The sequence below is a fragment of the Streptomyces sp. WI03-4A genome (assembly GCF_033792105.1).
Classification (GTDB): Bacteria; Actinomycetota; Actinomycetes; order Streptomycetales; family Streptomycetaceae; genus Streptomyces; species Streptomyces collinus_A.
Genome location: NZ_JARAUO010000016.1, coordinates 121,574 through 144,688 on the forward strand (window position 1 = coordinate 121,574; position 23,115 = coordinate 144,688).

Annotated in this window: 29 protein-coding genes; 10 read left to right on the plus strand and 19 right to left on the minus strand. The window is 72.0% G+C overall.

Annotated features, from left to right (window positions below; genetic code table 11):
- Window positions 1–36: 36 nt before the first annotated feature.
- Window positions 37–774 (minus strand): HAD family hydrolase, encoded by a 738-nt coding sequence (locus PV343_RS18600; RefSeq protein WP_319148045.1) that lies wholly within the window; start codon window positions 772–774, stop codon window positions 37–39.
- Complete coding sequence (locus PV343_RS18605; protein WP_319148046.1) at window positions 774–1,652, minus strand: winged helix-turn-helix domain-containing protein; 879 nt, start codon at window positions 1,650–1,652, stop codon at window positions 774–776. Before PV343_RS18605 ends, PV343_RS18600 begins: the two co-directional genes overlap by 1 nt.
- 130 nt (window positions 1,653–1,782) lie before the next feature.
- Here PV343_RS18605 and PV343_RS18610 point away from each other — a divergent pair, with 130 nt between their 5' ends.
- Complete coding sequence (locus PV343_RS18610; protein WP_319148048.1) at window positions 1,783–1,971, plus strand: hypothetical protein; 189 nt, start codon at window positions 1,783–1,785, stop codon at window positions 1,969–1,971.
- Between the two features lie 5 nt (window positions 1,972–1,976).
- On the opposite strand, the gene PV343_RS18615 is transcribed toward PV343_RS18610, so the two are convergent.
- The 3 genes from PV343_RS18615 to PV343_RS18625 form a co-directional block, all read right to left on the minus strand.
- Window positions 1,977–2,885 (minus strand): winged helix-turn-helix domain-containing protein, encoded by a 909-nt coding sequence (locus PV343_RS18615; RefSeq protein ID WP_319148049.1) that lies wholly within the window; start codon window positions 2,883–2,885, stop codon window positions 1,977–1,979.
- 340 nt (window positions 2,886–3,225) lie between these two features.
- Complete coding sequence (locus PV343_RS18620) at window positions 3,226–4,467, minus strand: GNAT family N-acetyltransferase (RefSeq protein ID WP_319148050.1); 1,242 nt, start codon at window positions 4,465–4,467, stop codon at window positions 3,226–3,228.
- Window positions 4,468–4,527: 60 nt separating this feature from the next.
- Window positions 4,528–5,121, minus strand: a complete 594-nt coding sequence (locus tag PV343_RS18625) for an aerial mycelium formation protein (RefSeq protein ID WP_319148051.1) — start codon at window positions 5,119–5,121, stop codon at window positions 4,528–4,530.
- A 159-nt stretch (window positions 5,122–5,280) separates the two neighbouring features.
- On the opposite strand from PV343_RS18625, the gene dtd reads away from it, so the two are divergent.
- Window positions 5,281–5,706 (plus strand): D-aminoacyl-tRNA deacylase, encoded by a 426-nt coding sequence (gene dtd / locus PV343_RS18630; RefSeq protein WP_319148053.1) that lies wholly within the window; start codon window positions 5,281–5,283, stop codon window positions 5,704–5,706.
- 36 nt (window positions 5,707–5,742) lie between these two features.
- Here dtd and PV343_RS18635 read toward each other — a convergent pair whose 3' ends face one another.
- The 6 genes from PV343_RS18635 to PV343_RS18660 all read right to left on the minus strand — a co-directional run bounded on the left by PV343_RS18635 (window position 5,743) and on the right by PV343_RS18660 (window position 10,479).
- Window positions 5,743–6,708, minus strand: a complete 966-nt coding sequence (locus tag PV343_RS18635) for a YgfZ/GcvT domain-containing protein (RefSeq protein ID WP_319148054.1) — start codon at window positions 6,706–6,708, stop codon at window positions 5,743–5,745.
- Window positions 6,709–6,718: 10 nt separating this feature from the next.
- Window positions 6,719–7,156, minus strand: coding sequence for a Fur family transcriptional regulator (locus PV343_RS18640; RefSeq protein WP_319148055.1), 438 nt, complete (start codon window positions 7,154–7,156; stop codon window positions 6,719–6,721).
- Between the two features lie 32 nt (window positions 7,157–7,188).
- On the minus strand, window positions 7,189–7,764 hold the full coding sequence (locus PV343_RS18645) for an FABP family protein (protein WP_319148056.1): 576 nt from the start codon (window positions 7,762–7,764) through the stop codon (window positions 7,189–7,191).
- 239 nt (window positions 7,765–8,003) lie between these two features.
- Complete coding sequence (locus tag PV343_RS18650) at window positions 8,004–8,867, minus strand: hypothetical protein (protein WP_319148057.1); 864 nt, start codon at window positions 8,865–8,867, stop codon at window positions 8,004–8,006.
- The gene (locus PV343_RS18655) at window positions 8,864–9,778 is read right to left on the minus strand and encodes a hypothetical protein (protein WP_319148058.1); all 915 of its coding nucleotides are present in this window, start codon (window positions 9,776–9,778) and stop codon (window positions 8,864–8,866) included. The genes PV343_RS18650 and PV343_RS18655 overlap by 4 nt, the downstream gene beginning before the upstream one ends.
- Entirely contained in the window at window positions 9,775–10,479 is a 705-nt protein-coding gene (locus PV343_RS18660; protein WP_319148059.1) for a hypothetical protein, read from the minus strand. The genes PV343_RS18655 and PV343_RS18660 overlap by 4 nt, the downstream gene beginning before the upstream one ends.
- A 211-nt stretch (window positions 10,480–10,690) precedes the next feature.
- On the opposite strand from PV343_RS18660, the gene PV343_RS18665 reads away from it, so the two are divergent.
- On the plus strand, window positions 10,691–11,053 hold the full coding sequence (locus PV343_RS18665; RefSeq protein WP_133921900.1) for a DsrE family protein: 363 nt from the start codon (window positions 10,691–10,693) through the stop codon (window positions 11,051–11,053).
- A gap of 42 nt (window positions 11,054–11,095) precedes the next feature.
- Here PV343_RS18665 and PV343_RS18670 read toward each other — a convergent pair whose 3' ends face one another.
- The 8 genes from PV343_RS18670 to PV343_RS18700 form a co-directional block, all read right to left on the minus strand.
- Window positions 11,096–11,359, minus strand: coding sequence for a DUF3099 domain-containing protein (locus PV343_RS18670; RefSeq protein ID WP_319148060.1), 264 nt, complete (start codon window positions 11,357–11,359; stop codon window positions 11,096–11,098).
- Window positions 11,360–11,487: 128 nt separating this feature from the next.
- A complete protein-coding gene (locus PV343_RS18675; RefSeq protein ID WP_020940877.1) occupies window positions 11,488–11,775 on the minus strand; it encodes a DUF1416 domain-containing protein in 288 nt (95 codons plus the stop codon).
- Between the two features lie 44 nt (window positions 11,776–11,819).
- Window positions 11,820–12,665 (minus strand): sulfurtransferase, encoded by an 846-nt coding sequence (locus PV343_RS18680; protein WP_319148061.1) that lies wholly within the window; start codon window positions 12,663–12,665, stop codon window positions 11,820–11,822.
- Window positions 12,666–12,805: 140 nt separating this feature from the next.
- Entirely contained in the window at window positions 12,806–12,886 is an 81-nt protein-coding gene (locus PV343_RS40425; RefSeq protein WP_350751515.1) for an Ms5788A family Cys-rich leader peptide, read from the minus strand.
- Window positions 12,887–13,132: 246 nt separating this feature from the next.
- The gene (locus PV343_RS18685) at window positions 13,133–13,870 is read right to left on the minus strand and encodes a DUF2993 domain-containing protein (protein ID WP_319148062.1); all 738 of its coding nucleotides are present in this window, start codon (window positions 13,868–13,870) and stop codon (window positions 13,133–13,135) included.
- Between the two features lie 148 nt (window positions 13,871–14,018).
- Entirely contained in the window at window positions 14,019–15,278 is a 1,260-nt protein-coding gene (locus PV343_RS18690; RefSeq protein ID WP_319148063.1) for a hypothetical protein, read from the minus strand.
- A gap of 4 nt (window positions 15,279–15,282) precedes the next feature.
- Window positions 15,283–15,537 carry a MoaD/ThiS family protein gene (locus PV343_RS18695; protein WP_020940881.1) on the minus strand — a complete coding sequence of 85 codons (255 nt, stop codon included), beginning with the start codon at window positions 15,535–15,537 and terminating at the stop codon, window positions 15,283–15,285.
- Window positions 15,538–15,610: 73 nt separating this feature from the next.
- Window positions 15,611–16,477 (minus strand): alpha/beta hydrolase, encoded by an 867-nt coding sequence (locus PV343_RS18700; RefSeq protein ID WP_319148064.1) that lies wholly within the window; start codon window positions 16,475–16,477, stop codon window positions 15,611–15,613.
- A gap of 159 nt (window positions 16,478–16,636) precedes the next feature.
- Here PV343_RS18700 and PV343_RS18705 point away from each other — a divergent pair, with 159 nt between their 5' ends.
- The 7 genes from PV343_RS18705 to PV343_RS18735 all read left to right on the plus strand — a co-directional run bounded on the left by PV343_RS18705 (window position 16,637) and on the right by PV343_RS18735 (window position 23,063).
- Window positions 16,637–17,416, plus strand: a complete 780-nt coding sequence (locus PV343_RS18705) for a response regulator transcription factor (RefSeq protein WP_319148065.1) — start codon at window positions 16,637–16,639, stop codon at window positions 17,414–17,416.
- An 85-nt stretch (window positions 17,417–17,501) separates the two neighbouring features.
- Complete coding sequence (locus PV343_RS18710; RefSeq protein ID WP_319148066.1) at window positions 17,502–18,527, plus strand: LacI family DNA-binding transcriptional regulator; 1,026 nt, start codon at window positions 17,502–17,504, stop codon at window positions 18,525–18,527.
- Between the two features lie 113 nt (window positions 18,528–18,640).
- A complete protein-coding gene (locus PV343_RS18715; RefSeq protein ID WP_319148067.1) occupies window positions 18,641–19,714 on the plus strand; it encodes a S1C family serine protease in 1,074 nt (357 codons plus the stop codon).
- A gap of 29 nt (window positions 19,715–19,743) precedes the next feature.
- Complete coding sequence (locus PV343_RS18720; RefSeq protein ID WP_319148068.1) at window positions 19,744–19,974, plus strand: hypothetical protein; 231 nt, start codon at window positions 19,744–19,746, stop codon at window positions 19,972–19,974.
- A gap of 87 nt (window positions 19,975–20,061) precedes the next feature.
- A complete protein-coding gene (locus tag PV343_RS18725; protein WP_319148069.1) occupies window positions 20,062–20,796 on the plus strand; it encodes a response regulator transcription factor in 735 nt (244 codons plus the stop codon).
- Window positions 20,793–22,256: a sensor histidine kinase gene (locus PV343_RS18730; RefSeq protein WP_387952854.1), complete on the plus strand. Its 1,464-nt coding sequence runs from the start codon at window positions 20,793–20,795 to the stop codon at window positions 22,254–22,256. The genes PV343_RS18725 and PV343_RS18730 overlap by 4 nt, the downstream gene beginning before the upstream one ends.
- 93 nt (window positions 22,257–22,349) lie before the next feature.
- Window positions 22,350–23,063 (plus strand): PH domain-containing protein, encoded by a 714-nt coding sequence (locus PV343_RS18735; RefSeq protein WP_319148070.1) that lies wholly within the window; start codon window positions 22,350–22,352, stop codon window positions 23,061–23,063.
- Window positions 23,064–23,115 lie beyond the last annotated feature (52 nt).

Sequence of the window (23,115 nt, forward strand, 5' to 3'; positions counted from 1 at the left end):
CGCGGTACGTACCTCCAGCCCTCCGCCGGCAAACGGTCACCGCCCCCGCAACCCCCGCAGCACCGGCTCCAGCGACGCGACCACGTGCTCTGCTCCGGCCTCCCGCAAAAGCTTCCCCTTCTCTTCGTTACGCGCGTAGCCGAGGAACGGGACGCCGGCGCGGTCCGCGGCGTCGAGGTCGGAGAGGGAGTCGCCGATCATCAGGGCGGCCCCGGGGGCCGCGCCCATCGCGTTCAGGGCGCGGTTGAGGCAGTGCGGGTCGGGCTTGAGCAGGTGCAGGTCGGCGGTGCGGCCGTAGATGTGGGGGGCGAAGCAGGCGGTGAGGCCGCGGCCGTCGAGGTAGGAGCGGACCACCCGGGGCGAGTTGTTGGTGGTGATGGCCAGCCGGGAACCGACGGCGGTCCAGGTGCGGATCAACGGGTCGGCGTAGGCGGTGGGCAGCGCGGAGATCGCGGCCCGCAGCTCCTCCTGGGTGAGGCGTTCCTCCAGTTCGGTGACCAGGTCGCTGCCGGGGTGCCGGCGGTCCACGGCGCGCAGCACCACGTGCGGGTCGAGCGAGGCGCGCTCGCGGTCGCTGAGCAGGCCGTGCAACCCCCGTCCGGCCAGCCACTCCACCAGTTCGGCCGCCACCAGTTCGGCCTTGTGGCGGGCGAAGAGGCGGCAGATCGGGCCGTCGAAGTCCCAGAGGACCACCCGGGCACTTCTGATCAGTTCCCGTAGCTTCTCGGACTCGTTCGTGGTCTCTTCGGTCTGCGTCGTCGTCTCAGAAGTCACTAGGAGAGTGTCAGGTCCGTGGTGATGGTTTCCCAGAGGGCGTCGAACCACTTCTGGGACTGCTCCACGAACGCGGCGTCCCGCCGCCCGGCCCGCTTCTCGAAGGAGAACAGCAGGGACTCGGACCCGAGGGTGTCGTACATCTCCAGCGTTCCGCTGTCCGTCGGCTCCTCGCGGCGGGCGATCATGTAGTACGCGTACAGCGCCTCCGCGCCGTTGAGCAGGTACAGCTTCGCGGGCGGGGTGAAGGGCAGGGCCCGGAAGGTGACGTGCACGTCGATGTCGTGGGTGGAGCGCAGGGCCTGGAGGTTGTACTGGAGCACCTGGCCCTGGGCGTTGCGCATCGCCAGCCAGCGCTGGTGCACGGCGTCGTCGTCGCCGTGGCCGTCGACGGAGACCGGGAAGGCGAGGTTGATGTCGCGGGAGGGCAGCAGGATGCGCACGTCGATGCGGTCGGGGCGGATGCGGCCCTCGTGGATCAGGCGCAGCGGCTCACCGAGGGCGGGGATGAGGGACTGAGCGGTCAGGCAGGCCGCGTCTATGCGCACGTGCGGCGCGGAGAACGCCTCGGTCAGCCGGGGCGCGAGGCCCACCATCGTCGGCTGGGGCTCGTCGCGGGCGGGGGCGGGACCGGCGACCCGGGGCGGGCTGCCCTTGCTGACGTCGCTGAGCAGGCCGTCGTCGGCGAGTGCCCGCAGGGCCTGGCGCACGGCGCCGCGCTCCACTGCGAACTCCTCCGCGAGCTCGGCCTGGGTGGGCAGGCGCTCGCCCGCCTTCAGCTCCCCGGAGCGGATGCGCGCGCGCAGGGTGTCGGCGATCTCCTGGGGCGTGAGCCTTCTGCTGCCGTTCACTGCCACGTTCTCCTGGGTCACGACCAAACGCTACAACCCTGATCCATCTTATGGGAGTTGTTGCAAAGTTGTTTGTGAGTATGGGCCAAGTGGGGACAACTTAAACAGAGTTGGTTGCCAACTTGGTCGAGTTGGCACACTGAAAGGGGGAACCACCATGCCAGTCCTCGCACTCGTGTGCGCCCTCTTCGTCGTCGGCTTCGAACGGCTCGTGGAATGGAGGTACGGCGCCGCCGGCATCATCGGTCTGCTCCTGCTGTCCGTGGGCATCAAGGCCAAGAGCCCGGCGGTCAGCTCCGCCGGGGCCGTCCTGCTCGCGGTGCTCCTCGCGGGTCCGGCCCTCTGACCGGCCTACGAGGTCAGCACCAGGTCCGAACTGATCGTCTCCCACAGCGCGTCGAACCACAGGTGGGACTGCTCCACGAACATCGTGTCGCGCAGGTCCGCGCCCTGCCCGAAGGCGAACAGCATCGACCGCGTGCCCTCGGCGTCGTACAGCTGCAGGTGCTCGTGGTCGATCTGCCGTTCACGGCGGGTGAGTGTGTAGTACGCGAACAACGCCTCGGAGCCGTTGAGCAGGTACAGCTTGACCGGCGGGGTGAAGGGCAGCGCGCGGAACGAGACGCGCACCTCGATGCCGTGCGTGGTGCGCAGCGCCAGCAGGTTGTTGCGCAGCACCTGGCCCTGGGCGTTGCGCTGGGCCAGCCAGCGCCGGTGCAGCAGCGTGCCGTCGGAGGCGTCCACCGGCGCCGGGAAGGCGAGGTCGATGTCCCGGCTGGGCAACAGCAGCCGGACGTCGATCTTGGCCGGTTTCAGCCGTCCGGCGTGGATCTGCCGCAGTGGCTCGCCGATCGCCAGCGTGAGCGAGACCGCGGTGAGGCACAGGGCGTCTATCTCCACGTGCGGTGCGGCGAACGCCTCGGCGATACGGGGGGTGAGCCCCGCCATGGTGGGCTGCGGCGCCATCCCCGAGCCGGCCGCGGGACGGGCGTGCTCCAGGGGGGCGGCCACCGTGGCGGGGCTGCCCTTGGACACGTTGGTGAGCAGATGCTCGGACTGCAGGATCCGCAGGGCCTCCCGCACCGCCCCGCGCTCGACGCCGAACTCGTCGGCAAGCTTCGCCTGGGTGGGCATGCGCTGTCCCGGCCGCAGCACACCGGACCTGATCCGGGCGCGCAGTTCGTCGGCCACCTCGCGATGTGACGTGCGTGACCGCTGTGGCCTCTTCCGCCCACTGGCGGAGGCGAGTTCCGGGTCCACGAAGAAACACTACAACTTCCCGCCATCTTACGGCAGTTCACGGAAAGGTGGTTATGAGACGCGTCCAAGCGGAGATAAGTACAGTGAAGTTGGTAGCCAACTTGAACAACATGGTCGAGCTTCCCAGTGGTTGGCCGACCGGGCTCCCTTCCGGAGGGGAGCCGGGAGCCTGGTGAGGGGACGGCCACCGGAACGCACAGTCACAACTGAACAGCAGGCACAGCCACAACTGAACACGGTCAGCGCACAGCCACAACTGAACACGTGGGACAACCGAACAAGCAGCACAGCAGCACAGCAGCTACGGATGAACGGTCAGGCGCGATCGGGAGGAAGGAGCCTAGAAGACGTCCGGGCACCAGGGCCGCACGGGCGTACGGAACAGGGCGTCGGCCTTACGGGCGGCGCCCTCGCTCTCTTCCCGGACCCGCCCCAGCGCCAGGAGCCGCACCGGCGACTCGTCCCCGAGCCAGATCCGGCTCAGCTCCTCCACCGGGAGCGTGAGGTCCGCGCCCGCGCCGCCGGCCGGCACACAGGACACGCCCTCGGGCGAGGCGTCCAGCCGGAACCTGCCCCCGGCGAGCCCGCCCCGGTCGACGACCTCCAGCACCAGCGAACCCGTGCCCTCGTACGTACGCGCCTCCAGGGCCCGTACGACGTCCAGGATCCGCACCCACAGCCAGTCCGCCTGCGTGGTCACCCGGACCGCGCGCGGATTGGGCAGGTGGAAGGGCAGCAGGTCGTCCGGGCCGCGCCGGCCGGTCCTGATCTCCGCGACCCAGTCGATCGAGCACAGGTGGCGCCAGAGCGCGGCCTCGGCCGCCGGTGTCGTCGCGATCAGCGCCTTGACGTCGGCCGTGTGCCGCGGCTGCTTGTCCACCCAGGTGTCGTCGGACACGTACGCCGCCAGACCCTCGACCTCCCCGGAGGCCGAGCGGTAGACCGCGTAGAACGGCTCGGTCCAGCTCCGGTTGAACGGCACCAGCCCGGTGCTCACCTCCCACCACAGCTCGCTGCGGTCCACCGCGCCGGGCTGGACACGGCAGAGCCGCCGGTGCAGCTCGGGGCCGAGCTTGCGGACGTCCTCGCCGTCCACCAGATCGATCCGGCCGCCGTCCTCGGGACCCGCCCAGCGCGGGTCGACCCCGGCCCGGGCGACGTCCACGCTCCACTCGGTCGTCCAGGTCGCGGGGCCGAAGCCGTAGCGGCCGTAGATCGGGTACTCGGCGGCGATGAGGGTGGCGACGACGTCGCCGCGCTCCCGCGCCGCCGCGAGGTCGAGGCCCATCATGCGGGTCAGCAGGCCGCGGCGGCGGTGCGTGGAAGTGACGCTGACGTTGGTGATGGCGTCCGCGGGCACGGCGGCACCGCCCACCGCGGTGAGCTCCTGGGCGAACGACCGGAAGGTCGCCACACAGCGGTCCCCGTCGAAGGCGCCCAGCAGCCGGCCGGGCACGAACTGACGGCGGCGGGTCTCCAACTGCTCGGGCGTCAGCACCGGTTCACGCAGGAAGCCGGTGTTCAGCGCGCGCTGCCAGTCCTCGAACTCGGCCTCGGTGACGGTGCGGACTTCGGTGCTCATGGCATCAAGGTAGGGGGGCGGCCCCGGCCGTGTCGCCCGAATTCCGCGGACCGTGGCCGGTCAGGTCAGCAGGTCGTCTACCTGCGCCTCGCCGACCCGGTAGCGGCGGGCGATCTCCCCGCTGCAGTCGTCGGTGATGCGCTGCAGACGCTGGCGGCGCCGGGAGACCTCCTGCTCGTAGCGGATCAGCCGGCCCATCGCGGTGGTCAGTTCCAGGTCGGTCCGGGCGTCCAGGTCCGACAGCTCGACCTCGCCCAGCATGTCCGCGGCCAGCCGCCGGTACTCCTCGTTGTGCGGGGGCCCGAGCGTGACGTGGCGGGCCGAGGAACGCTGGCGGGCCGGGGCGTCGGTGAGGATCTCCGGGAGCCGCTCCACCACGGAGGCGTCCGCCGGCGCGGGCACCGCGGCCCGGCCGCGCCGCGCGAGCTCCGCGCGCAGGATGTCGATCCTCCCCTGGAGCAGCCGCCGCACATAGCTGAGGTCCGCCTCGTCGCGCTGCGCGTCGCGACGCAGGGTGCGCAGTTCGGGCAGGCTCAGCGCGGACAGGTCGGGCTCCGGCGGATCCGCGGGCAGCGAGGGGCCGGACGGTTCGTCGTCGCGCTGGGCGGGCGGGCGGTGCGTGTCCAGCCGATCGCTGGTACCCCGTGTGCTCATGTGCGTGTGACCGTCCCCTCGACCGGCGTGTGACAGCATCGTGCCACCCCCAGTGGCCACTATGTGACCGAGTGCCCCCGAACGGCCCACATGCGGGGTTTAAGGCTCCATAATGGGCCGCTGCCGGTCCCCGCCGGGCCACCCGGCATGATGGTCCGCATGCGTGCGGTGGTGCAGAGGGTGGACGGCGCCGGTGTCGTCGTCGACGGCGAGACGGTGGGCGCGATCGAGGGCGAGGGCCTGTGCGTCCTGGTGGGGGTGACCCACGAGGACACCAAGGAGAAGGCGGCCCAACTGGCCCGCAAACTCTGGTCGATCCGGATGCTGCGGGACGAGAGGTCGTGCAGCGACGTCGACGCGCCGCTGCTCGTCGTCAGCCAGTTCACCCTCTACGGGGACGCCCGCAAGGGCCGCCGCCCCACCTGGAACGCGGCCGCGCCCGGCGAGGTCGCCGAGCCCCTGGTCGACGAGGTGGTCGCGCAGCTGCGCGCCCTGGGCGCGACGGTGGCGACGGGCCGCTTCGGGGCCGCCATGCGGGTGTCCCTGACGAACGACGGCCCGTTCACCGTGCTGCTGGAGATGTAGCCCCGGTCCCCCGGGCTGCACCGAAAGCCGTCGGCCCTAGGGCTCGACGACGGTCTCCTGGGCGGCGGCCGTGTCCCCGGCCACCAGCGGGGCGTCGGTCGGCACGTTCCGCTTGACCAGGGCGAGAGCCACCGGGCCCAGCTCGTGGTGGCGCGCCGACGTGGTGACGAAGCCGATTTTCCGGCCGTCGGGGCCCTCGTCCGCCAGGCGGATCTCGGTGCCGTGGACCGGCAGGTGGACGTCGCTGCCGTCCAGGTGCAGGAAGACCAGACGGCGGGGCGGCTTGCCCAGGTTCTGCACCCGGGCCACCGTCTCCTGGCCGCGGTAGCAGCCCTTCTGGAGGTGGACCGCGCTGCCGATCCAGCCCAGCTCGTGCGGGATCGTGCGGTGGTCGGTCTCGAAGCCGAGGCGGGGGCGGTGCTGCTCGACCCGCAGCGCCTCGTGGGCGAGCAGACCGACGGCGGGCCCCGCAGCGGCGGCGAAGGACTCCAGGTCGGCCCGGGGCAGGAAGAGATCACGGCCGTACGCCGTCTCGCGTACGACGGCGCCCTCGGGGACCTCGGTGATCGAACCGGCCGGCAGGTGGACGACCGCGATGTCGGCGGTGCGGTCGGCGACCTCGACCCGGTAGAAGAACTTCATCGACTCCAGGTAGGCGATCAGCGCCTCCTCGGTGCCGGGCTCGACGTGCGCCCAGGTCGTCGCGCCGTCGTCCACCAGGTACAGGGCGTGCTCGATGTGGCCGTGCGCGGACAGGATCAGCGCCTCGGTGGCCTGGCCCGCCGGCAGGTCGCTGACGTGCTGGGTGAGCAGCAGGTGCAGCCAGCTCAGGCGGTCCTCGCCGGAGACGGTGACCACGCCGCGGTGCGAGAGGTCGACGAAACCGTCGCCCTCGGCGAGGGCGCGCTGCTCGCGGAACAGGTCGCCGTAGTGGGCGGCGACGCCTTCGTCCACGCCCTCGGCGGGGACGGCGCCGGGCAGGGACAGCAGGGGGCTCTTCATATGGGCAAGCCTACGACGTGGTAGTTGAACTCTTCAGAGAGCAGTCCTTGCAGCGGCCGAAGATCGCGAAGTGCTTCATGTCGGTGTCGAAACCGAACCGCTCGCGCAGCTTGGCCGTGAAGTCGGCGGCCACCTCCACGTCCGCCTCGATGACGTTCTCGCAGTCGCGGCAGACCAGGTGCAGATGGTGGTGCCGGTCGGCGAGGTGGTAGGTGGGCGCCCCGTGGCCGAGGTGGGCGTGGCTGACCAGGCCCAGCTCCTCCAGCAGCTCCAGCGTGCGGTAGACGGTGGAGATGTTGACCCCCGACGCGGTCTTGCGCACCTCGCCGAGGATGGCGTCGGGGGTCGCGTGCTCCAGGGTGTCCACGGCTTCGAGCACGAGTTGCCGCTGCGGCGTCAGCCGGTAGCCGCGCTGCCTGAGGTCGCTCTTCCAGTCGGTGCTCACCACACCGGAAAGTCTAGAGCCACCCGGTGCGGGGCCTACTTGAAGAACGCGATGCCGTCGTCCGGCATATCGTCGGGCAGGGCCTTCGCCCAGCGCTCGACCTCTTCGGGGGTGACGACCTTCTTCAGGTGGGCCGACATGTAGGGGCGCAGCTCGACCTCGGGGGTCTGCTTCTCGCCGACCCACATGAGGTCGCTCTTGACGTAGCCGTACAGCCGCTTGCCGCCGGTGTACGGCTGGGACGCCGCCGTACGCGCCACCGCGTCGGTGACCAGGTCGATCTGCGGCTTCTTGTCGGCCATCTCGCCGTACCAGATCTCGATGACGCCGTCATCGCGGGTCATCGTCACCTCGACCTTGCGGTCGGCGTCGATCCGCCAGAAGCCGGACTCCGACTCCAGGGGCCGGACCTTGTTGCCCTCGTTGTCCAGGACCCAGGTGTGCGAGCGGTACTCGAGGAAGTCCCGGCCGTCGTGGGTGAAGGTGACTTCCTGCCCGAAGTTGCACTTCTCGGAGCCGGGGAAGTCATGGACGCCGGCACCGGCCCAGTTGCCGAGCAGGAAGGCCAGCGGGACGAGGTCCTTGTGGAGGTCGGACGGGATCTCGATCATGAGGGAAAGTTCCTGGTCGGTTCTTCGGGGATGCTCAGCGCTGGCCCTGGTACAGCTTCTTCACGGTCAGTCCGGCGAAGGCGAGAACGCCGACGCAGACCAGGACCAGCAGGGTTTCGAAGAAGATCTCCACGGGTGCTCCTTGAGCGAGGGTGGGCGTACGACAGAGCCGGGGCCCAGCTTACGCGGCCCGGGCCCCGGGCTCCTTCCGAGGTAGGCCCTCGGGGCTCCGCCACCGGTCAGCCGAGCAGCTGGCTCTGCAGGGTGACCGTCTGCCGGAAGGGGATCGCCGGTGCGGTGCCCCTGCGGGACTGCAGGACCACCGCGAAGACGTCCCCGGCGGCGACGTAGGCCTGGCGGACCTGTTCGGCGCCGTACGGCCTCGTCTCGACGTAGGCGGTGCGCTCGGTCCCGGAGACCGTGGCGGCGTCGGGGAAGTGCTCGTCGAAGACGGAGGTGCCGGCGCCGCGCACCTGGTGGCCGGGGGCGCTGTAGGCGACGTTGTCGCTGGCGAACTCGTTCTCCACGACGTTCGCCGTGCCGAACTGGAGCAGGTAGACCCGGGTCCGGGTGCCGTCCGGCGTGGTCCAGCCGCGGGCCGCGATGTGCCGCAGACCGGTGTCGACGAGCTTCTGGCGCAGCTCGTCCCGGTCCTCCTTCAGCGCGTACTCGGCGAGGTACTCCTTGGTGGCCAGCCAGCCGTCCCGGCCCCGCAGCGCCTTGTCCTCCTTCGCGCCCTCGGGCGCGGGCAGCACCAGGGCGCGCAGGTCGGCGTAGTGGGCGCCCGCCTCGTTGGAGTCGGTGAAGGGCGACGGGCTGCCGGCGGGCAGCGGGGGCCGGGTCAGCTCCGGGTAGTCCCAGCGGCCGTCCGGGGCGGTGGCGAGCCCGGGTACGTCCGTCCGCTCCACGCGGGTGATCCCGTACGCCGTTCCCGCCCCGACCACCGCGAACGCCACGACGGCGGCGGTCCAGCGCAGCACCGCCCGCAGGACGCGGCGGTCCCCGGCCGGGGCGGGCGGCGGCTCGGGCGGCCCGGGCGGGACGGTGGGCTGCGGTGCCACGGGCTGCGGCACGGTGGGCTGTGTCGTCGGCTGCTCGCTCATACGGCCGCTCCCGGCTCGGCGATCCGGTCGAGCTGGGTGCGCAGGAGCCGGGCGACTCCGGTGCCGTCGAACGACCCCGGGCCGGACGCGGTGGCGGTGACCAGGACGTCACCCACGTAGGCCGAGCAGAACGCCTCGCGGACGTCCTCGTCGGAGCCCTTGGGCGAGCGGAAGCACCTGGCGTCCGCGTACCCCTTGATCCTCGGTCCCGCCCGGAAGGCGCCGAGCTTCTGGAGCAGGGCGTTCGTCGACGTGCTGATCCTGCGGGCCGCGCCCGCGTCCCCCATCCGGGACAGCGTGATCTCCACCGAGAACACCTCCTCGTTCCACAGGTAGGCCTCGGTCTTGTCGCTGAAGTAACTGCGCATCGCCATGCCTGTGATGTGCTGCCGGTCGATCTGCTGTTCCAGCGGCTTGCGCAGGGAGCGGGGCAGACCGCTCACCGAGTCCTTGCGCAGCGCGGCGGCCTGGGCGCCGTCGAGTTCCACGTCCGAGCCGAACTCCTTGATGTCGGGTCCGCGGACCCAGGTGCCCGTCCCGTACGGCACGAGCATCCCGGCGAGCCCGTGCCGCGGCGCCGCCTTGTCCTCGTCGGCCGCCGCCCGGGGGAACTTCCAGGTGGGCGCGCCGGCGTCGCGGTCGGCGCCGCGCACGGTCACGACGGTGTACCCGACGCCGGCGACGAGGGCCGCGGCGAGCAGCACGGAGCCGGCGACGGCGGCGACCCGGTTCCGGCGCCGGACCGGCTCGGCCGGCTCCGTCGGCTCGTTCCACCCGTTCGCCTCGCTGGGCTCGCTCGGCTCGCTCGACTCGTCCGACGCTTTCGGCTCGCTCGACTCGCTCGGCTCGTTCGCCACGATCGGCTCGTCCGGCTCGTCCGGCTCGTCCGGCGCGATCTGGGTTTCGCTCACAGCCGCTCCATCTGCCGCTGGGCCAGGCCCCTGATCGTCTTCTCGGCGATCGGCTGGGCGCTGTAGATCCATATCTCCACCGCTATGTCACCGCGCCAGGCGTACGCCTCGGCCATGTACAGCGACTTCGCCCCGAAGTCGGCGACCGGCCGCCGGTGGACGTACGCCATGCCGTCACCGGTGCCGGGGACGGCCGAGCTGTCGGCCACGGTGTCGGACTCCGCGTCGTTCTCCATGTTGTGGGTGGCATCGGCCGCCGCCATGGAGTCCTCCTGCCGGTACTGGACCAGCCGGATGTCGACGGTGGCGGCGGTGCCCAACTTCCAGCCGGTGACGGCCGCGCGGCGGAACCGGTCCGTCGCGAGCGAGCTGAACTTCTCGCCGGAGTCACGGAGGTAGCCGGCGTAGGCGGACAGTTGCAGCCAGCCGTCGTGGGGCAGCCAGGTCGCCTCGCGGGTGCCGCGCGGCCGGTCGAGCAGGAGCTTGCGCAGGTCGCCGTCGGTCTTGACCTGACGGTCCTGCGCGGCGGAGAGCGGCTCGGCCGTGCCCTTGGCCTGCTTGATCACCGGCTGCGAGAGCGGCGGCGGCTGCGTGGGCGCACGGTCGGCCTGGACGAGGTATCCGGCACAGGTCCCGGCGACCAGCCCCAGCAGGGCACCGGCACCGACCAGACGGGCCGTACGGCCCCGCCGGCGGGACACCCCCGCCGCGCCGGGTCTTCCTTCCGGCTCCTCCGGCTTTTCCGGTTCCTCGAGTCTTTCCGGCCCTTCCGGTTCTTCGAGTCTTTCCGGCTCTTCCACTTCTTCCAAGACGCCCCCCAACAGAACGTGAGGCGTGGATTCCGCATCCACGCCTCACAGGTGACTCATGGCCGGGGGCCGGAGTTGCGGCGGCGTTGATTACGATTCGGGCATGGCGAAGAAGCTCGTGATCAAGGTGACGGCGGGGGCCGATGCCCCCGAGCGCTGCTCGCAGGCGTTCACGGTGGCGGCGGTCGCCGTGGCCAGTGGGGTCGAGGTCTCGCTGTGGCTGACCGGGGAGTCCTCGTGGTTCGCGCTGCCGGGGCGGGCCGCCGAGTTCGAGCTGCCGCACGCCGCACCGCTGCCGGACCTGCTCGACTCGATCCTCGCGGCCGGCCGCGTCACCCTGTGCACGCAGTGCGCCGCCCGGCGCGAGATCACCGAGAAGGACGTCCTGGAGGGCGTACGGATCGCGGGCGCACAGGTCTTCGTGCAGGAGGCCCTGGGCGACGAGACACAGGCGCTCGTCTACTGAGCCGGGGCCGCCGGGAGCGGAGGCCGCCAGGAGCGGGGACTGCTACGAGCGGGGGCCTTTCTTGCCGTCCAGCTCGTCCCACCACTCGTCGGACTCCGGGTCGCCCGAGGGGTCGTCCCACCAGCGGTCCTCCGGGCCGCGCCGGTTGGCCACCATCGCGGCGACGGGCGGGATGAGCATGGCGGCCACGCACATGCCGACCGCCGCCGGCACCGACCAGAGGCGCACGACGGCCCAGGCCAGGACGAAGAGGCCGATGCAGATCCCCATCATGGCGAAGTACAGGTGCCGCCGCCGGGCGTACATGAGTCCAGGGTAGGTCGGCCCGGGCCGAAGGGCCTCACCACGGACGGGGCGGGGCGGGACAGGCCGAAGGGCCGCACCCCGAGGCGTCCAACCCGGTGGGTGCGGCCCTTCGGACGCGCTGAACCTGCTCAGACCGCGATCGCGACCTCCGCGAGGCCGCCCTGCTGGGCGACGACCGTGCGGTCGGCGGTGGCGCCGGGGACGAGGGCGCGCAGCGTCCAGGTGCCCTCGGCGGCGTAGAAGCGGAACTGTCCCGTCGCGGAGGTGGGGACCTCCGCGGTGAACTCGCCCGTCGAGTCGAGCAGCCGGACGTAGCCCGTCACCGGCTCGCCGTCGCGGGTCACCTGGCCCTGGATGGTCGTCTCACCGGGCTTGATCGTCGAGGCGTCCGGGCCGCCGGCCTTCGCTCCGCACATGTGTCTCTCCTGAGGGGTCTGACCGGGAAGGTCGGTCGGGTGGGTTACTTGCCGGCGCCGAGCTCGATCGGCACGCCGACGAGGGAGCCGTACTCGGTCCAGGAGCCGTCGTAGTTCTTGACGTTCTCCACGCCGAGCAGCTCGTGCAGGACGAACCAGGTCAGGGCCGAGCGCTCACCGATGCGGCAGTAGGCGATCGTGTCCTTGGCGAGGTCCACGTCCTCGTCGGCGTAGAGCGCCTTGAGCTCCTCGTCCGACTTGAAGGTGCCGTCGTCGTTGGCGTTCTTCGACCACGGGATGTTGCGGGCGGTGGGCACGTGGCCCGGGCGCTGCGACTGCTCCTGCGGCAGGTGGGCCGGGGCGAGCAGCTTGCCGGAGAACTCGTCGGGCGAGCGGACGTCGACGAGGTTCTGCGCGCCGATCGCGGCGACGACGTCGTCGCGGAAGGCACGGATCGAGGTGTCCTGCGCCTTGGCCTTGTAGTCGGTCGTGGCGCGCTCGGGGACCTCGCTGCCGTCGACCAGCTCGCGGGCGTCCAGCTCCCACTTCTTGCGGCCGCCGTCGAGGAGCTTGACGCCGTCGTGGCCGTACAGCTTGAAGTACCAGTAGGCGTAGGACGCGAACCAGTTGTTGTTGCCGCCGTAGAGGACCACCAGCGTGTCGTTGGCGATGCCCTTCTTCGACAGGAGCTTCTCGAAGCCCTCCTGGTCGATGAAGTCACGGCGGACCGGGTCCTGGAGATCCTTGGTCCAGTCGATGCGGATCGCGTTCTTGATGTGGTTCTTCTCGTAGGCGGACGTGTCCTCGTCCACCTCCACGATGGCGACGTTCGGGTCATCCAGGTGGTCCTGGACCCAGTCTGCGTCGACGAGGACGTCGCTGCGGCTCATGCTCTTTCTCCTCCGGGGCAGTTACGGCGGGGCGTGCAGATAGAGAAGGTGCGCGCTCACTCGGAAGGCGAGCGGTCACACGGGTGCCCTTGACGCAGGGCGGCTGAGAGACGCGGAGGCGCGTGGGCGTCCGCTCGGAGTCAGAAGGGGCGACAGAGCATGGCGGCAACGCGGCACAGGTCCACTGCCCGCCGCTTCGTGAGGTCCGCCTGTCGCTTCATGGCCACGATCGTAGGGACGTACGGGCGGGCGTGTCACCGGCGTGTCGCATCCTGAGACGGGATCGTCCGGATACTGGGATGCGAAAGCGCCCGGGGCGTCGTTCGACGGCCACCGGGCGCATGTCTCGGTCAGGGCTTCTGCGGTGCGGACGCGGGCGTCTCGCCTGTCGGACGTCCGCCGTTCACCGGCGGTCCTTCCCCGTCCTCCGGCCGGTCCCGCACCGGCCCCGTGGCTGCCCCGCCCGACTACCCCGCGAGCTTGACGTCCGAACCCTTCACGCTGATCTCCACGCCGTCCGGGGCGGCCTGCACCTTGTCCAGCTTGATGCCGCCGGGGAGCTGGTCGATGGCCTGCTGGAAGTCGGTGATCTGGCGGATGCGGCCCTCGGCGATGGCGGCGCCGCCCAGCTTGGGGAGGGCGTCCGCCTGCACCTTGACCTTGTCGTTCTCGACGGTGACCGAGCTGAGGACGTAGACCGGCTTGGGCAGCTTGGTGCCGAGCACGGTGGCGTCGACCGCGACCTTGATCTTGCCGTTGCCGCCGTCGGAGAGGCCGACGACGCGGGCCGTGACGCCCGGCGCGACCTCGGTCGGCTGGGACTTGGCGGTCTTCAGCAGTTCGTCGTAGGCGATCGTCGCGGTGCCGGTGGCGGTGGAGGCGGTCGCGGAGCTGTAGTCGCCGGAGAAGTCGACGCCCTTCATGTCGGCCGTGAGGTCGTCGATCCGGATGGTCTCGCCGCCGGTGCCGGTGGCCGCCTCGTAGTCCTTGATGCCGACCTGGACGTCGTCCAGGGAGCCGCTCGCGACCTGGGTGAGGAAGGGGAAGCCCTTGATGTCCACGTCCGGGGTGGACGCCAGGTTCTCCGTGTTCCGCAGCTTGTCCGCGGCCTCGTTCTCGGCGAAGTGCACGGCCACCCGGTCCGCGATCACGAACAGGCCGCCCAGGATCACGACGAGGATCAGGAGTATTCGCAGGGCGCGCATGAGGAGTTCCCCCGGGTCGGCAGTGGTGTACGGCTACGTCACGGTAACCCTGCGGGGAGCGGCCGGGAGGTTTTGTGGATCACTTGTGACAGGGCGGCCGCGGCGGGCCGGGCCCGGGCCGGCCCCGAGGAGGGCCGGCGCACGGGCCCTAGCCCAGGGCGCGTCCCAGGACCCACACCACCGGCGCCGCCGCCGCCAGCGGCAGCGCCACGCCCGCCGTGAAGTGGACGAAGCGGGAGGGGTAGTCGTAGGCGGCCACCCGGTGGCCGACCAGCGCGCAGACCGCGGCGGCCGCGCCCAGGGCGGCGCCCTTGGTGCCGAAGCCGGTCATGCCGCCCACCGCGATGCCCGCGCCGGCGGCGGCGAGCAGCGAGACCACGAGCGAGGCCGGGGTGGGCAGCGGCAGGGCGCGGGCGAGGACCGCGACGGCGACCGCGGCCGCGCCGACCGACACCGCGTGCGGTGCGGCGGCCAGGTAGCCCGTCGCGAGGACCGCGAGGGACGAGGAGGCGACGGTCGCCATCAGGCCGTACATGCGCTCGTCGGGGGAGGCGTGCGAGCGCAGCTGGAGGACCAGCGACAGCAGGACCCAGACGCCGAGCGGGCCGAGGATCGCGACCGGCGCGTGCGCGCGGCCCGCGGCCAGGACCGCCACGTCGGCGGTGAGCGCGCCGAGGAAGGCCAGGGCGATGCCCTGGCGGGCGGGCCACATGCCGTTCAGCCGGAACCAGCCGGCGGCGGTCACGGCCTGGAGCAGCACCAGCGGCACGACGAGGGCGTACGAGCCGAGGGGGGCCGTCACGGCGAGCAGCAGGCCGAGCCCGGCGGTGAGCAGCGCGGGCTGCATGCCGGGGTCGATGATCGGGGAACGGCCCTCCAGGCGGGCCCGCTGGGCGTCGGTGATCCGGGAGTTCCCGGCGAGGGTGGCGGGCCCGTACTCGGGGCCGGCCTCCGGCTCGGCGGTGGTCTCCGGCCCGGCGGTGGCCTCCGGCGCCTGGTGCGGCTGGGGCCCGGGGGCCGGAGCGGGCGGGGTGTACGGCTCCTGCGGGGGCAGGTACGCCGTCTCGGCCCCCCGCACCTGCGCCTGGGACTGCGTCTCCCAGGTACGGCCCTGCCACTGCTGGGTGTGCTGCGGGTCGTAGCCGGCCTGCGGGTACGGCTCGGCGTACGGCTGCTGCCCGTACGGCTCGTGCCCGTCCTGGCCGTAACCCGCCTGGGCCTCACCGGGCCACGGCTGCGCCGCCTGCTGCTGGTGCGGCTGCGCCTGGTGGCCGTCCTGATACGGCTGGTGCTGCTGGGCCTGCTGGTGCTGCTGGTGCTGCTGGTGAGCCGGGTCGCGGTAGGGGTCGTACGCCTGGTGCCCGTCGTACCCCTCGTACGGCCCGCCCTGGTACGGCTGGTCGCTCATCGCCTCATCCTCCTGCGAACGGCGGGAGCACCTCGACCGTGCCGCCCTCGGCCAGCCGTACCGTCTCATGCGCGCGGGTTCCGACGGGGTCACCGTCGACGAGGAAGGAGCATCGCCGCAGGACGCGCGTGAGTTCACCGGGGTGTCGCTCGCGCACCGCGGCGAGCGCGTCGGCGAGGGTCGCCGCGTCGTACGGCTCCTCGGCGACCTGGGCCGCGGCCTTGGCAGCGGCCCAGTAGCGGACCGTGACCTTGGGCATCTGGTTCCTCAATCGACGGCGGACGGAAGGGGGACGGACGCTGTCAGGCTAAGCCACCGGGCCCGCGGGCCCGTCATGCCTCCCGCCCGCTCCGCGGCGGCCGGACGGCCCAGTCGCCGATCCGGGCGAGCAGCGCCTCGTCCGCCGCGTTCTCGGCGTGCCCCATGCCGGCCTCCACCCACAGCTCGCCGTGCTCACCGGCGGCCTCGGCGAGCGTGCGCGGGTGGTCGAGCGGGAAGTAGCCGTCCTGGTCGCCGTGCACGACCAGCAGCGGGACCGGCGCGATCATCGGGACCGCCTGCACCGGGGAGAGCGGCACCGGGTCCCACTGCCGGTGGTGGATGCGGGTGCGCAGGCCGTAGCGGCTCACCAGGCGTCCCCCGGGGCGGCTCACCAGCCAGTGCAGCCGGCGCATGGGGGCGGTGCCCCGGTAGTACCAGCGCGCGGGAGCGCTGACCGAGACCACCGCGTCGACCGTGCCCGGGTACAGGGCCGCGTGCCGCAGCACGACCGAACCGCCCATGGAGAAGCCGACGGTCACCACGCGGGTGTGCCCGAGGCCACGCGCCCACTCCACCGCCGCGGCCAGGTCCAGGACCTCCTTGTCGCCGACCGTGGACCGGCCGCCCGAGGCGCCGTGGCCCCGGAAGGAGAAGGTGACGACGGCGCCGTACCGGGTGAGCGCGTCCGCCACCCTGCGCACGTGCGGCCGGTCCACGTCCCCGGTGAAGCCGTGGGCGACCACGAAGACCGTGCCACCGGAGGGGGCCGGGGAGGCGTCCGGTGATGCTTCGTATACGACCGGTCCCGGGTCGTATACGGAATCGACCGGAACGCCGTCGGTTGTGCGCAGGAACGTCCTGATAGGAACCCGTCTGCCGGTCTCGTCATTCGGACGAACGGTGGAACGCGTCTCTCGACCTGCCGGACGGATGCTCATGTGGGCTATTCTGCTGGGCAGAGGACTCGGGCAGCGCAGCCCCCGGGTCCTTTTGTGCTTTCGGAAGCGTTGTATACGGCGCGGGCGACCGCGGCTGTACGGGGCCTTCTGGATCGCAGAGCAGTCACGTACCGCAGGGACCGAGGAGGAACCAGACGTATGAGTTCTCTGCTGCTCCTGACCAACGCCCTCCAGCCGTCGACCGAGGTGCTCCCCGCGCTCGGCCTGCTCCTGCACAACGTGCGGGTCGCCCCGGCGGAGGGCCCCGCCCTCGTCGACACCCCCGGTGCCGACGTCATCCTGATCGACGGCCGCCGCGACCTGCCGCAGGTGCGCAGCCTGTGCCAGCTGCTGCGCTCCACCGGTCCCGGCTGTCCGCTCCTGCTCGTCGTCACCGAGGGCGGCCTGGCCGCCGTCACCGCCGACTGGGGCGTCGACGACGTGCTGCTGGACACCGCGGGCCCGGCCGAGGTCGAGGCCCGGCTGCGGCTGGCCATGGGCCGCCAGCAGATCGTCAACGACGACTCCCCGATGGAGATCCGCAACGGCGACCTCTCGGTGGACGAGGCGACCTACTCGGCCAAGCTGAAGGGCCGGGTCCTGGACCTGACCTTCAAGGAGTTCGAGCTGCTCAAGTACCTCGCCCAGCACCCGGGCCGGGTCTTCACCCGCGCCCAGCTGCTGCAGGAGGTGTGGGGCTACGACTACTTCGGCGGCACCCGGACCGTGGACGTGCACGTACGGCGGCTGCGCGCCAAGCTCGGCCCCGAGCACGAGTCGCTGATCGGAACCGTCCGGAACGTCGGTTATCGATTCGTTACGCCCGAGAAGGGCGACCGGTCCGGCGAGGACTCCAGGGCCAAGGCGGAACGGGCAAAGGCGGACGATGCGGACGCCTCGGCCGTGCTGGACGGAGTGGAGCTGCACGCGGACGCGTAGCGGGCTCCTCGGCAAGGCATTGCTACCGCACAGTCAGCTTCGGTTTGCCCTGCCCAGCGCGGGTCCATCCGCGTAGACTCCGCGCGTGGCCAAGGTGACTCGGGATGATGTGGCACGGCTGGCGGGGACCTCCACCGCCGTCGTCAGTTATGTCATCAACAACGGACCCCGGCCGGTCGCCCCGGCCACGCGCGAGCGTGTCCTCGCCGCGATCAAGGAACTGGGGTACCGCCCGGACCGGGTCGCCCAGGCGATGGCGTCCCGGCGCACCGACCTCATAGGTTTGATCATTCCCGACGCCCGCCAGCCCTTCTTCGGGGAGATGGCGCACGCGGTCGAGCAGGCCGCCTCCGAGCGCGGGAAGATGGTGCTCGTCGGCAACACCGATTACATCGGCGAACGCGAGGTCCACTACCTGCGCGCCTTCCTCGGCATGCGGGTCTCCGGCCTCATCCTCGTCAGCCACGCCCTGAACGACCTCGCCGCGGCGGAGATCGACGCCTGGGACGCCCGGGTGGTGCTGCTGCACGAGCGCCCGGAGGCCATCGACGACGTGGCCGTGGTCACGGACGACCTGGGCGGCGCCCAGCTCGCCGTCCGCCACCTGCTGGAGCACGGCTACGAGTACGTGGCCTGCATGGGCGGCACGGCGGACACGCCGGCCGTCGGCGACCCGGTCTCCGACCACGTCGAGGGCTGGAAGCGGGCCATGGCCGAGGCGGGCATCCCCACCGAGGGCCGGCTCTTCGAGGCGCCGTACAACCGCTACGACGCCTACCGGGTGGCCCTGGACCTGCTCTCCGGTCCCGACCGGCCGCCCGCGGTCTTCTGCTCCACCGACGACCAGGCGATCGGCGTCCTGCGGGCCGCGCGCGAGCTGCGCATCGACGTGCCCGGGGAGCTCGCGGTGGCCGGGTTCGACGACATCAAGGAGGCGGCGCTCGCGGACCCGCCGCTGACCACGATCGCCTCGGACCGCTCGGCCATGGCCCGGGCGGCGGTCGACCTCGTCCTGGACGACGGGCTGCGGGTCGCCGGCTCCCGGCGTGAGCGCCTGAAGACGTTCCCCTCCCGGCTGGTGGTCCGCACCAGCTGCGGCTGCGAGGCCTGAGCCCCGTCTTCGCAGAGGCCCTCGCTCTGTCTTCATCAGGGACGAACGAGGTTCTGCCGGGCTTCTCAGGGAGCACTCAGGCAGCTCTCATGGTGGCGGGACATGCTCAAGCCATGACCGAGAGCATGCGCCGCAGCGACGAGTACGAGTACGAGTACGGCAATCCCACCGGCCACGGCAGCCCGCAGGGTCCGTACGCTCAGCAGCCCAGCCACTCCGCTCCCGTGAACCCCGAGTGGCCGCCGCCGCCCTCCTACGAGCCGCCGACGGCCCCGGCCGGCACCCCGCAGCCGGGACCGGTCGCGCACAAGAAGCGCACCCGCGGCCCGGTGGCCATGCTCGCTGCGGTGGCGATCGTCGCGGCCGCCGTCGGCGGCGGCACCGCCTACGCCTTCCAGGAGCTCACCGGCAAGGACACCGCCGCCTCCGCCGGCACGACCACCGCCGTGGTGCCGACGGGCAAGCGGGGCGACGTCGCCGCGATCGCCGCCGCGGTCAGCCCGAGCGTGGTCGAGGTCCAGGCGACCCTGGCCAACGGCTCGTCCACCGGTTCGGGCGTGATCATCACGTCCGGCGGTGAGATCGTCACCAACAACCACGTCGTCTCCGGCGCCTCCTCGGTCAAGGTGCGCACCAGCGACGGAACGACCTACCCGGCCGAGGTCGTCGGCACCGACAGCTCCAAGGACCTCGCGCTGGTCGAGCTCAAGGGCGCCTCCGGCCTGAAGACCGCCTCGCTCGGCGACTCCTCCGGGGTCCAGGTCGGTGACACGGTCGTCGCCATCGGCTCCCCCGAGGGCCTGACCGGCACCGTCACCAGCGGCATCGTCTCCGCGCTCGACCGGGACGTGACCGTCTCCACCGACGAGAACCAGGGACAGGGCCAGGACGGCGGCGACGGGCAGTGGCCGTTCCAGTTCGGCGGCCGCCAGTTCAACGGCGACACCGGCTCCTCCACCACGACCTACAAGGCGATCCAGACGGACGCCTCGCTCAACCCCGGCAACTCCGGCGGTGCGCTGATCGACGCGAGCGGCCATGTCATCGGCATCAACTCGGCCATGTACTCGTCGAGTTCGCAGTCCTCGTCGTCCTCCGACGCGGGCAGCATCGGCCTCGGCTTCGCGATCCCGGTCAACACCGTCAAGTCCGACCTGGCCAAGCTGCGGGCCGGCTCCACGAGCTGAGCCCCGGCGCCGGCGAAAGGGAGTACGTCATGATCCAGCAGGTTGCGCACGACGCCGGCACCGGCACCGGTCCGGCCGCCCTCGCCCTGGCCCTCGCGGTCGCCCACGAACTGCACGCCCCGGACCCGGCCCCGCGCGCCGGTGAGGTGGCGGTCCCCGAGCTGATGGGGCTGCGCACCTCCGCCGACCGCCCGCACCGCCGCAAGGTCCCGCTGTGCCGCCTCACCGCGGTCGGCGGTCTGGCGGCACTCGGGGTCTGAGCCGTCGCTCGTGCCCGCCGGCCGGGAAACATGCGACGCTGAGAGACACCCCGACCCCCGTCCCCGCACCCCGAGGAACCGCGAGCGATGAGCCCCGCCGAAGGCGACCGTGAGACCCAGCGCATCCTGATCGTCGACGACGAGCCCGCCGTACGCGAGGCGCTCCAGCGCAGCCTCGCCTTCGAGGGATACGACACGCAGGTCGCCGTCGACGGCTCGGACGCGCTGGACAAGGCCGCCGCCTACCGGCCCGACCTGGTCGTCCTGGACATCCAGATGCCGCGGATGGACGGCCTGACCGCCGCCCGCCGCATCCGGGGCACCGGCGACACCACCCCGATCCTCATGCTCACCGCCCGCGACACGGTCGGCGACCGGGTGACGGGACTCGACGCCGGCGCCGACGACTACCTGGTCAAGCCCTTCGAGCTGGACGAGCTGTTCGCCCGCATCCGCGCCCTGCTCCGCCGCAGCTCCTACGCGGCCACCGTGTCGCCCGAGGCCCAGGAGGACGAGGCGCTGACCTTCGGCGACCTGCGCATGGACCTCGCCACCCGGGAGGTCACCCGGTCCGGCCGCCAGGTCGAGCTCACCCGCACGGAGTTCACCCTCCTGGAGATGTTCATGGCCCACCCGCGCCAGGTGCTGACCCGCGAGCAGATCCTGAAGGCGGTGTGGGGCTTCGACTTCGAGCCCTCGTCCAACTCCCTGGACGTCTACGTCATGTACCTGCGCCGCAAGACGGAGGCCGGCGGCGAGCCGCGGCTCGTGCACACGGTCCGGGGCGTGGGCTACGTGCTGCGGCAGGGCGGCGCGGAGTGAAGAGCCCCACCCGCCGGTACCGGGCCCTGCCGATCCGGACCCGCCTCGCCATGCTGGTGGCGGCGGCGGTGGCGTTCGCCGTGGCCGCGGTCTCGGTGACCTGCTGGTTCATCGTGCAGAGCAAGCTGTACGACCAGATCAACGCCGAGCTGCGCAAGGCCTGGGTGCCGCAGCGGCTGAACGACGTGGCGGGCGCGCTCGACTCGTGTCCGCAGAAGCCGAGCGAGTCCGGTCTCGGCGGCTTCCGCACCCATGGCAACTACTACTACGTCGAGCTGGTCAAGACGGACGGCACCGCCTGCGTCTCCTCCAGCTCCGCGGGCCGGGTGCGGACCACCTCGGCGGACACCGCCGTCATCAGCGACCCGAGCGGCGAGGGCGTGCTGCGCAACGGCACCGACTCCGACGGCAACGCCGTACGCGTCATGACCGCCCCCCTCTCGGTCACCACCGGTCCCGTCACCCCGCCGCAGGCGTACCCGGACACCGCCCTGCTCGTCGCGGTACCGCTGAAGAACACCGAGAACACGCTCAACGACCTCGCCCTGATCCTCCTCCTGGTCTCCGGCATCGGGGTGATCGGCGCCGGGGCGGCCGGGCTCGCGGTGGCCCGCGCGGGGCTGCGCCCCGTCGACAAGCTCACCGAGGCCGTCGAACACGTCGCGCGCACCGAGGACCTCAGCGTCCGCATCCCCGTCGAGGAGGACAGCGAGGACGAGGTGGCCCGGCTCTCCCGGTCCTTCAACTCGATGACCTCCTCCCTGGCCAGCTCCCGCGACCTCCAGCAGCAGCTGATCGCCGACGCGGGACACGAACTGCGCACCCCGCTGACCTCGCTGCGCACCAACATCGAACTGCTCACCCGCAGCGAGGAGACGGGCCGCCCGCTGCCGCCCGAGGACCGCAAGGCGCTGCTCGCCTCGGTGAAGGCGCAGATGACGGAGCTGGCCTCGCTCATCGGCGACCTCCAGGAGCTGTCCCGCTCGGAGGGCCAGCGCGGCGAACGCGTCCAGGTGGTCTCCCTCCAGGACACCGTGGAGTCGGCCCTGCGCCGGGCCCGGCTGCGCGGCCCGGAGCTGACGATCATCGCGGACCTGGAGCCCTGGTACGCCAGGGCGGAGCCCTCCGCCCTGGAACGGGCCGTGGTCAACGTCCTCGACAACGCGGTGAAGTTCAGCCCCGAGGGCGGCACGATCGAGGTGCGGCTGAGCGAGGGCGTGCTGACGGTACGGGACCACGGACCCGGCATCCCCGAGGACGAACTCCCCTACGTCTTCGACCGGTTCTGGCGCTCGCCGAGCGCGCGCGCCCTGCCCGGCTCCGGCCTGGGCCTGTCCATCGTCGCCCGCACGGTCCAGCAGGCGGGCGGCGAGGTGTCCCTGGCACGGGCGGAGGGCGGCGGGACCGTAGCGACGGTACGGCTGCCCGGCGCACCCACCGCCCCGCCGGAGACCCCGTAACCGGCCGCGCGACAACCCTCGGCGGCGGGCCCCCGGCGGGGCTACGATCCTGCGCACCGGCGTCGGGGAGACCCGGGGAGAGAGCGGTGGGGCGTGGACGTGCGGGGGGCCGGGATCGAGCGCGAGTACCGCAGCCGGAGGAAGACACCGCGCGCGGTCTTCCTCGCGACGGGACTGATGGGACTGGAGAGCGTCTACCGGATGGCGCACGGCCACCTGTTGCCGCGCTGGTCCTGGATGCCGCTCCTGGGGTTCTGGGTCCTGGTGTTCGCGCGCGTGGCGCTGTACACGTGGCGCGGCCGCACCCTCGTCGGGGTCCGCGGGATCACCCTGCGGCGGGCGGTCACCTCGCGCAGCCTGGCCTGGCGGGACGTCTACGACATCCGGGCCGTGCCGGTGCCGAGGGCCAAGCCGCCGGCCCGCACCTGCCTCACCTACGTGTACGACAGCGGCGGGCGCCGGTTCCTGCTGCCGCACCTGGACGACTGGCAGGTGACCGACCCGCACGCCGAGATCGCCGCGCTGCGCGAGGCCGCCGCCCGGCACCGCGGCATGACGTTCGAGCGGCGGCCGGAGACCGAGGCGCGGATCCGGCGCGCGTCCGGGCACCGCAAGGCGTGGGAACGGGCGGTCACGGGCGGGCTCGTCGCGTTCGGCGGCGGGTTCCTGGTGTGGGTCGTGCTGCTGATCACCACGGACCACCCGCCGACGCCGCTGCTGTTCCTGTGGATACCCCTGGGCACCTTCGCCGCCCTCGCCGCCCTGCTGAACTGGCGCTGGGAGTCCCAGGTCCCCACGGTCCCGTAGTCCCGCGCCGGACGCCGAACGACCCCGAGAGACGTCTCTCGGGGTCGTTCGC

Coding starts and splice junctions, on each gene's coding strand:
- PV343_RS18610 (WP_319148048.1), top strand. CDS start 1,783: ATGCCAGTCCTCGCACTCGTGTGCGCCCTCTTCGTCGTCGGCTTCGAA.
- PV343_RS18620 (WP_319148050.1), bottom strand. CDS start 4,467: ATGAGCACCGAAGTCCGCACCGTCACCGAGGCCGAGTTCGAGGACTGG.
- PV343_RS18625 (WP_319148051.1), bottom strand. CDS start 5,121: ATGAGCACACGGGGTACCAGCGATCGGCTGGACACGCACCGCCCGCCC.
- dtd (WP_319148053.1), top strand. CDS start 5,281: ATGCGTGCGGTGGTGCAGAGGGTGGACGGCGCCGGTGTCGTCGTCGAC.
- PV343_RS18635 (WP_319148054.1), bottom strand. CDS start 6,708: ATGAAGAGCCCCCTGCTGTCCCTGCCCGGCGCCGTCCCCGCCGAGGGC.
- PV343_RS18645 (WP_319148056.1), bottom strand. CDS start 7,764: ATGATCGAGATCCCGTCCGACCTCCACAAGGACCTCGTCCCGCTGGCC.
- PV343_RS18650 (WP_319148057.1), bottom strand. CDS start 8,867: ATGAGCGAGCAGCCGACGACACAGCCCACCGTGCCGCAGCCCGTGGCA.
- PV343_RS18665 (WP_133921900.1), top strand. CDS start 10,691: ATGGCGAAGAAGCTCGTGATCAAGGTGACGGCGGGGGCCGATGCCCCC.
- PV343_RS18670 (WP_319148060.1), bottom strand. CDS start 11,359: ATGTACGCCCGGCGGCGGCACCTGTACTTCGCCATGATGGGGATCTGC.
- PV343_RS18675 (WP_020940877.1), bottom strand. CDS start 11,775: ATGTGCGGAGCGAAGGCCGGCGGCCCGGACGCCTCGACGATCAAGCCC.
- PV343_RS18680 (WP_319148061.1), bottom strand. CDS start 12,665: ATGAGCCGCAGCGACGTCCTCGTCGACGCAGACTGGGTCCAGGACCAC.
- PV343_RS40425 (WP_350751515.1), bottom strand. CDS start 12,886: ATGAAGCGACAGGCGGACCTCACGAAGCGGCGGGCAGTGGACCTGTGC.
- PV343_RS18685 (WP_319148062.1), bottom strand. CDS start 13,870: ATGCGCGCCCTGCGAATACTCCTGATCCTCGTCGTGATCCTGGGCGGC.
- PV343_RS18690 (WP_319148063.1), bottom strand. CDS start 15,278: ATGAGCGACCAGCCGTACCAGGGCGGGCCGTACGAGGGGTACGACGGG.
- PV343_RS18695 (WP_020940881.1), bottom strand. CDS start 15,537: ATGCCCAAGGTCACGGTCCGCTACTGGGCCGCTGCCAAGGCCGCGGCC.
- PV343_RS18700 (WP_319148064.1), bottom strand. CDS start 16,477: ATGAGCATCCGTCCGGCAGGTCGAGAGACGCGTTCCACCGTTCGTCCG.
- PV343_RS18705 (WP_319148065.1), top strand. CDS start 16,637: ATGAGTTCTCTGCTGCTCCTGACCAACGCCCTCCAGCCGTCGACCGAG.
- PV343_RS18715 (WP_319148067.1), top strand. CDS start 18,641: ATGACCGAGAGCATGCGCCGCAGCGACGAGTACGAGTACGAGTACGGC.
- PV343_RS18720 (WP_319148068.1), top strand. CDS start 19,744: ATGATCCAGCAGGTTGCGCACGACGCCGGCACCGGCACCGGTCCGGCC.
- PV343_RS18725 (WP_319148069.1), top strand. CDS start 20,062: ATGAGCCCCGCCGAAGGCGACCGTGAGACCCAGCGCATCCTGATCGTC.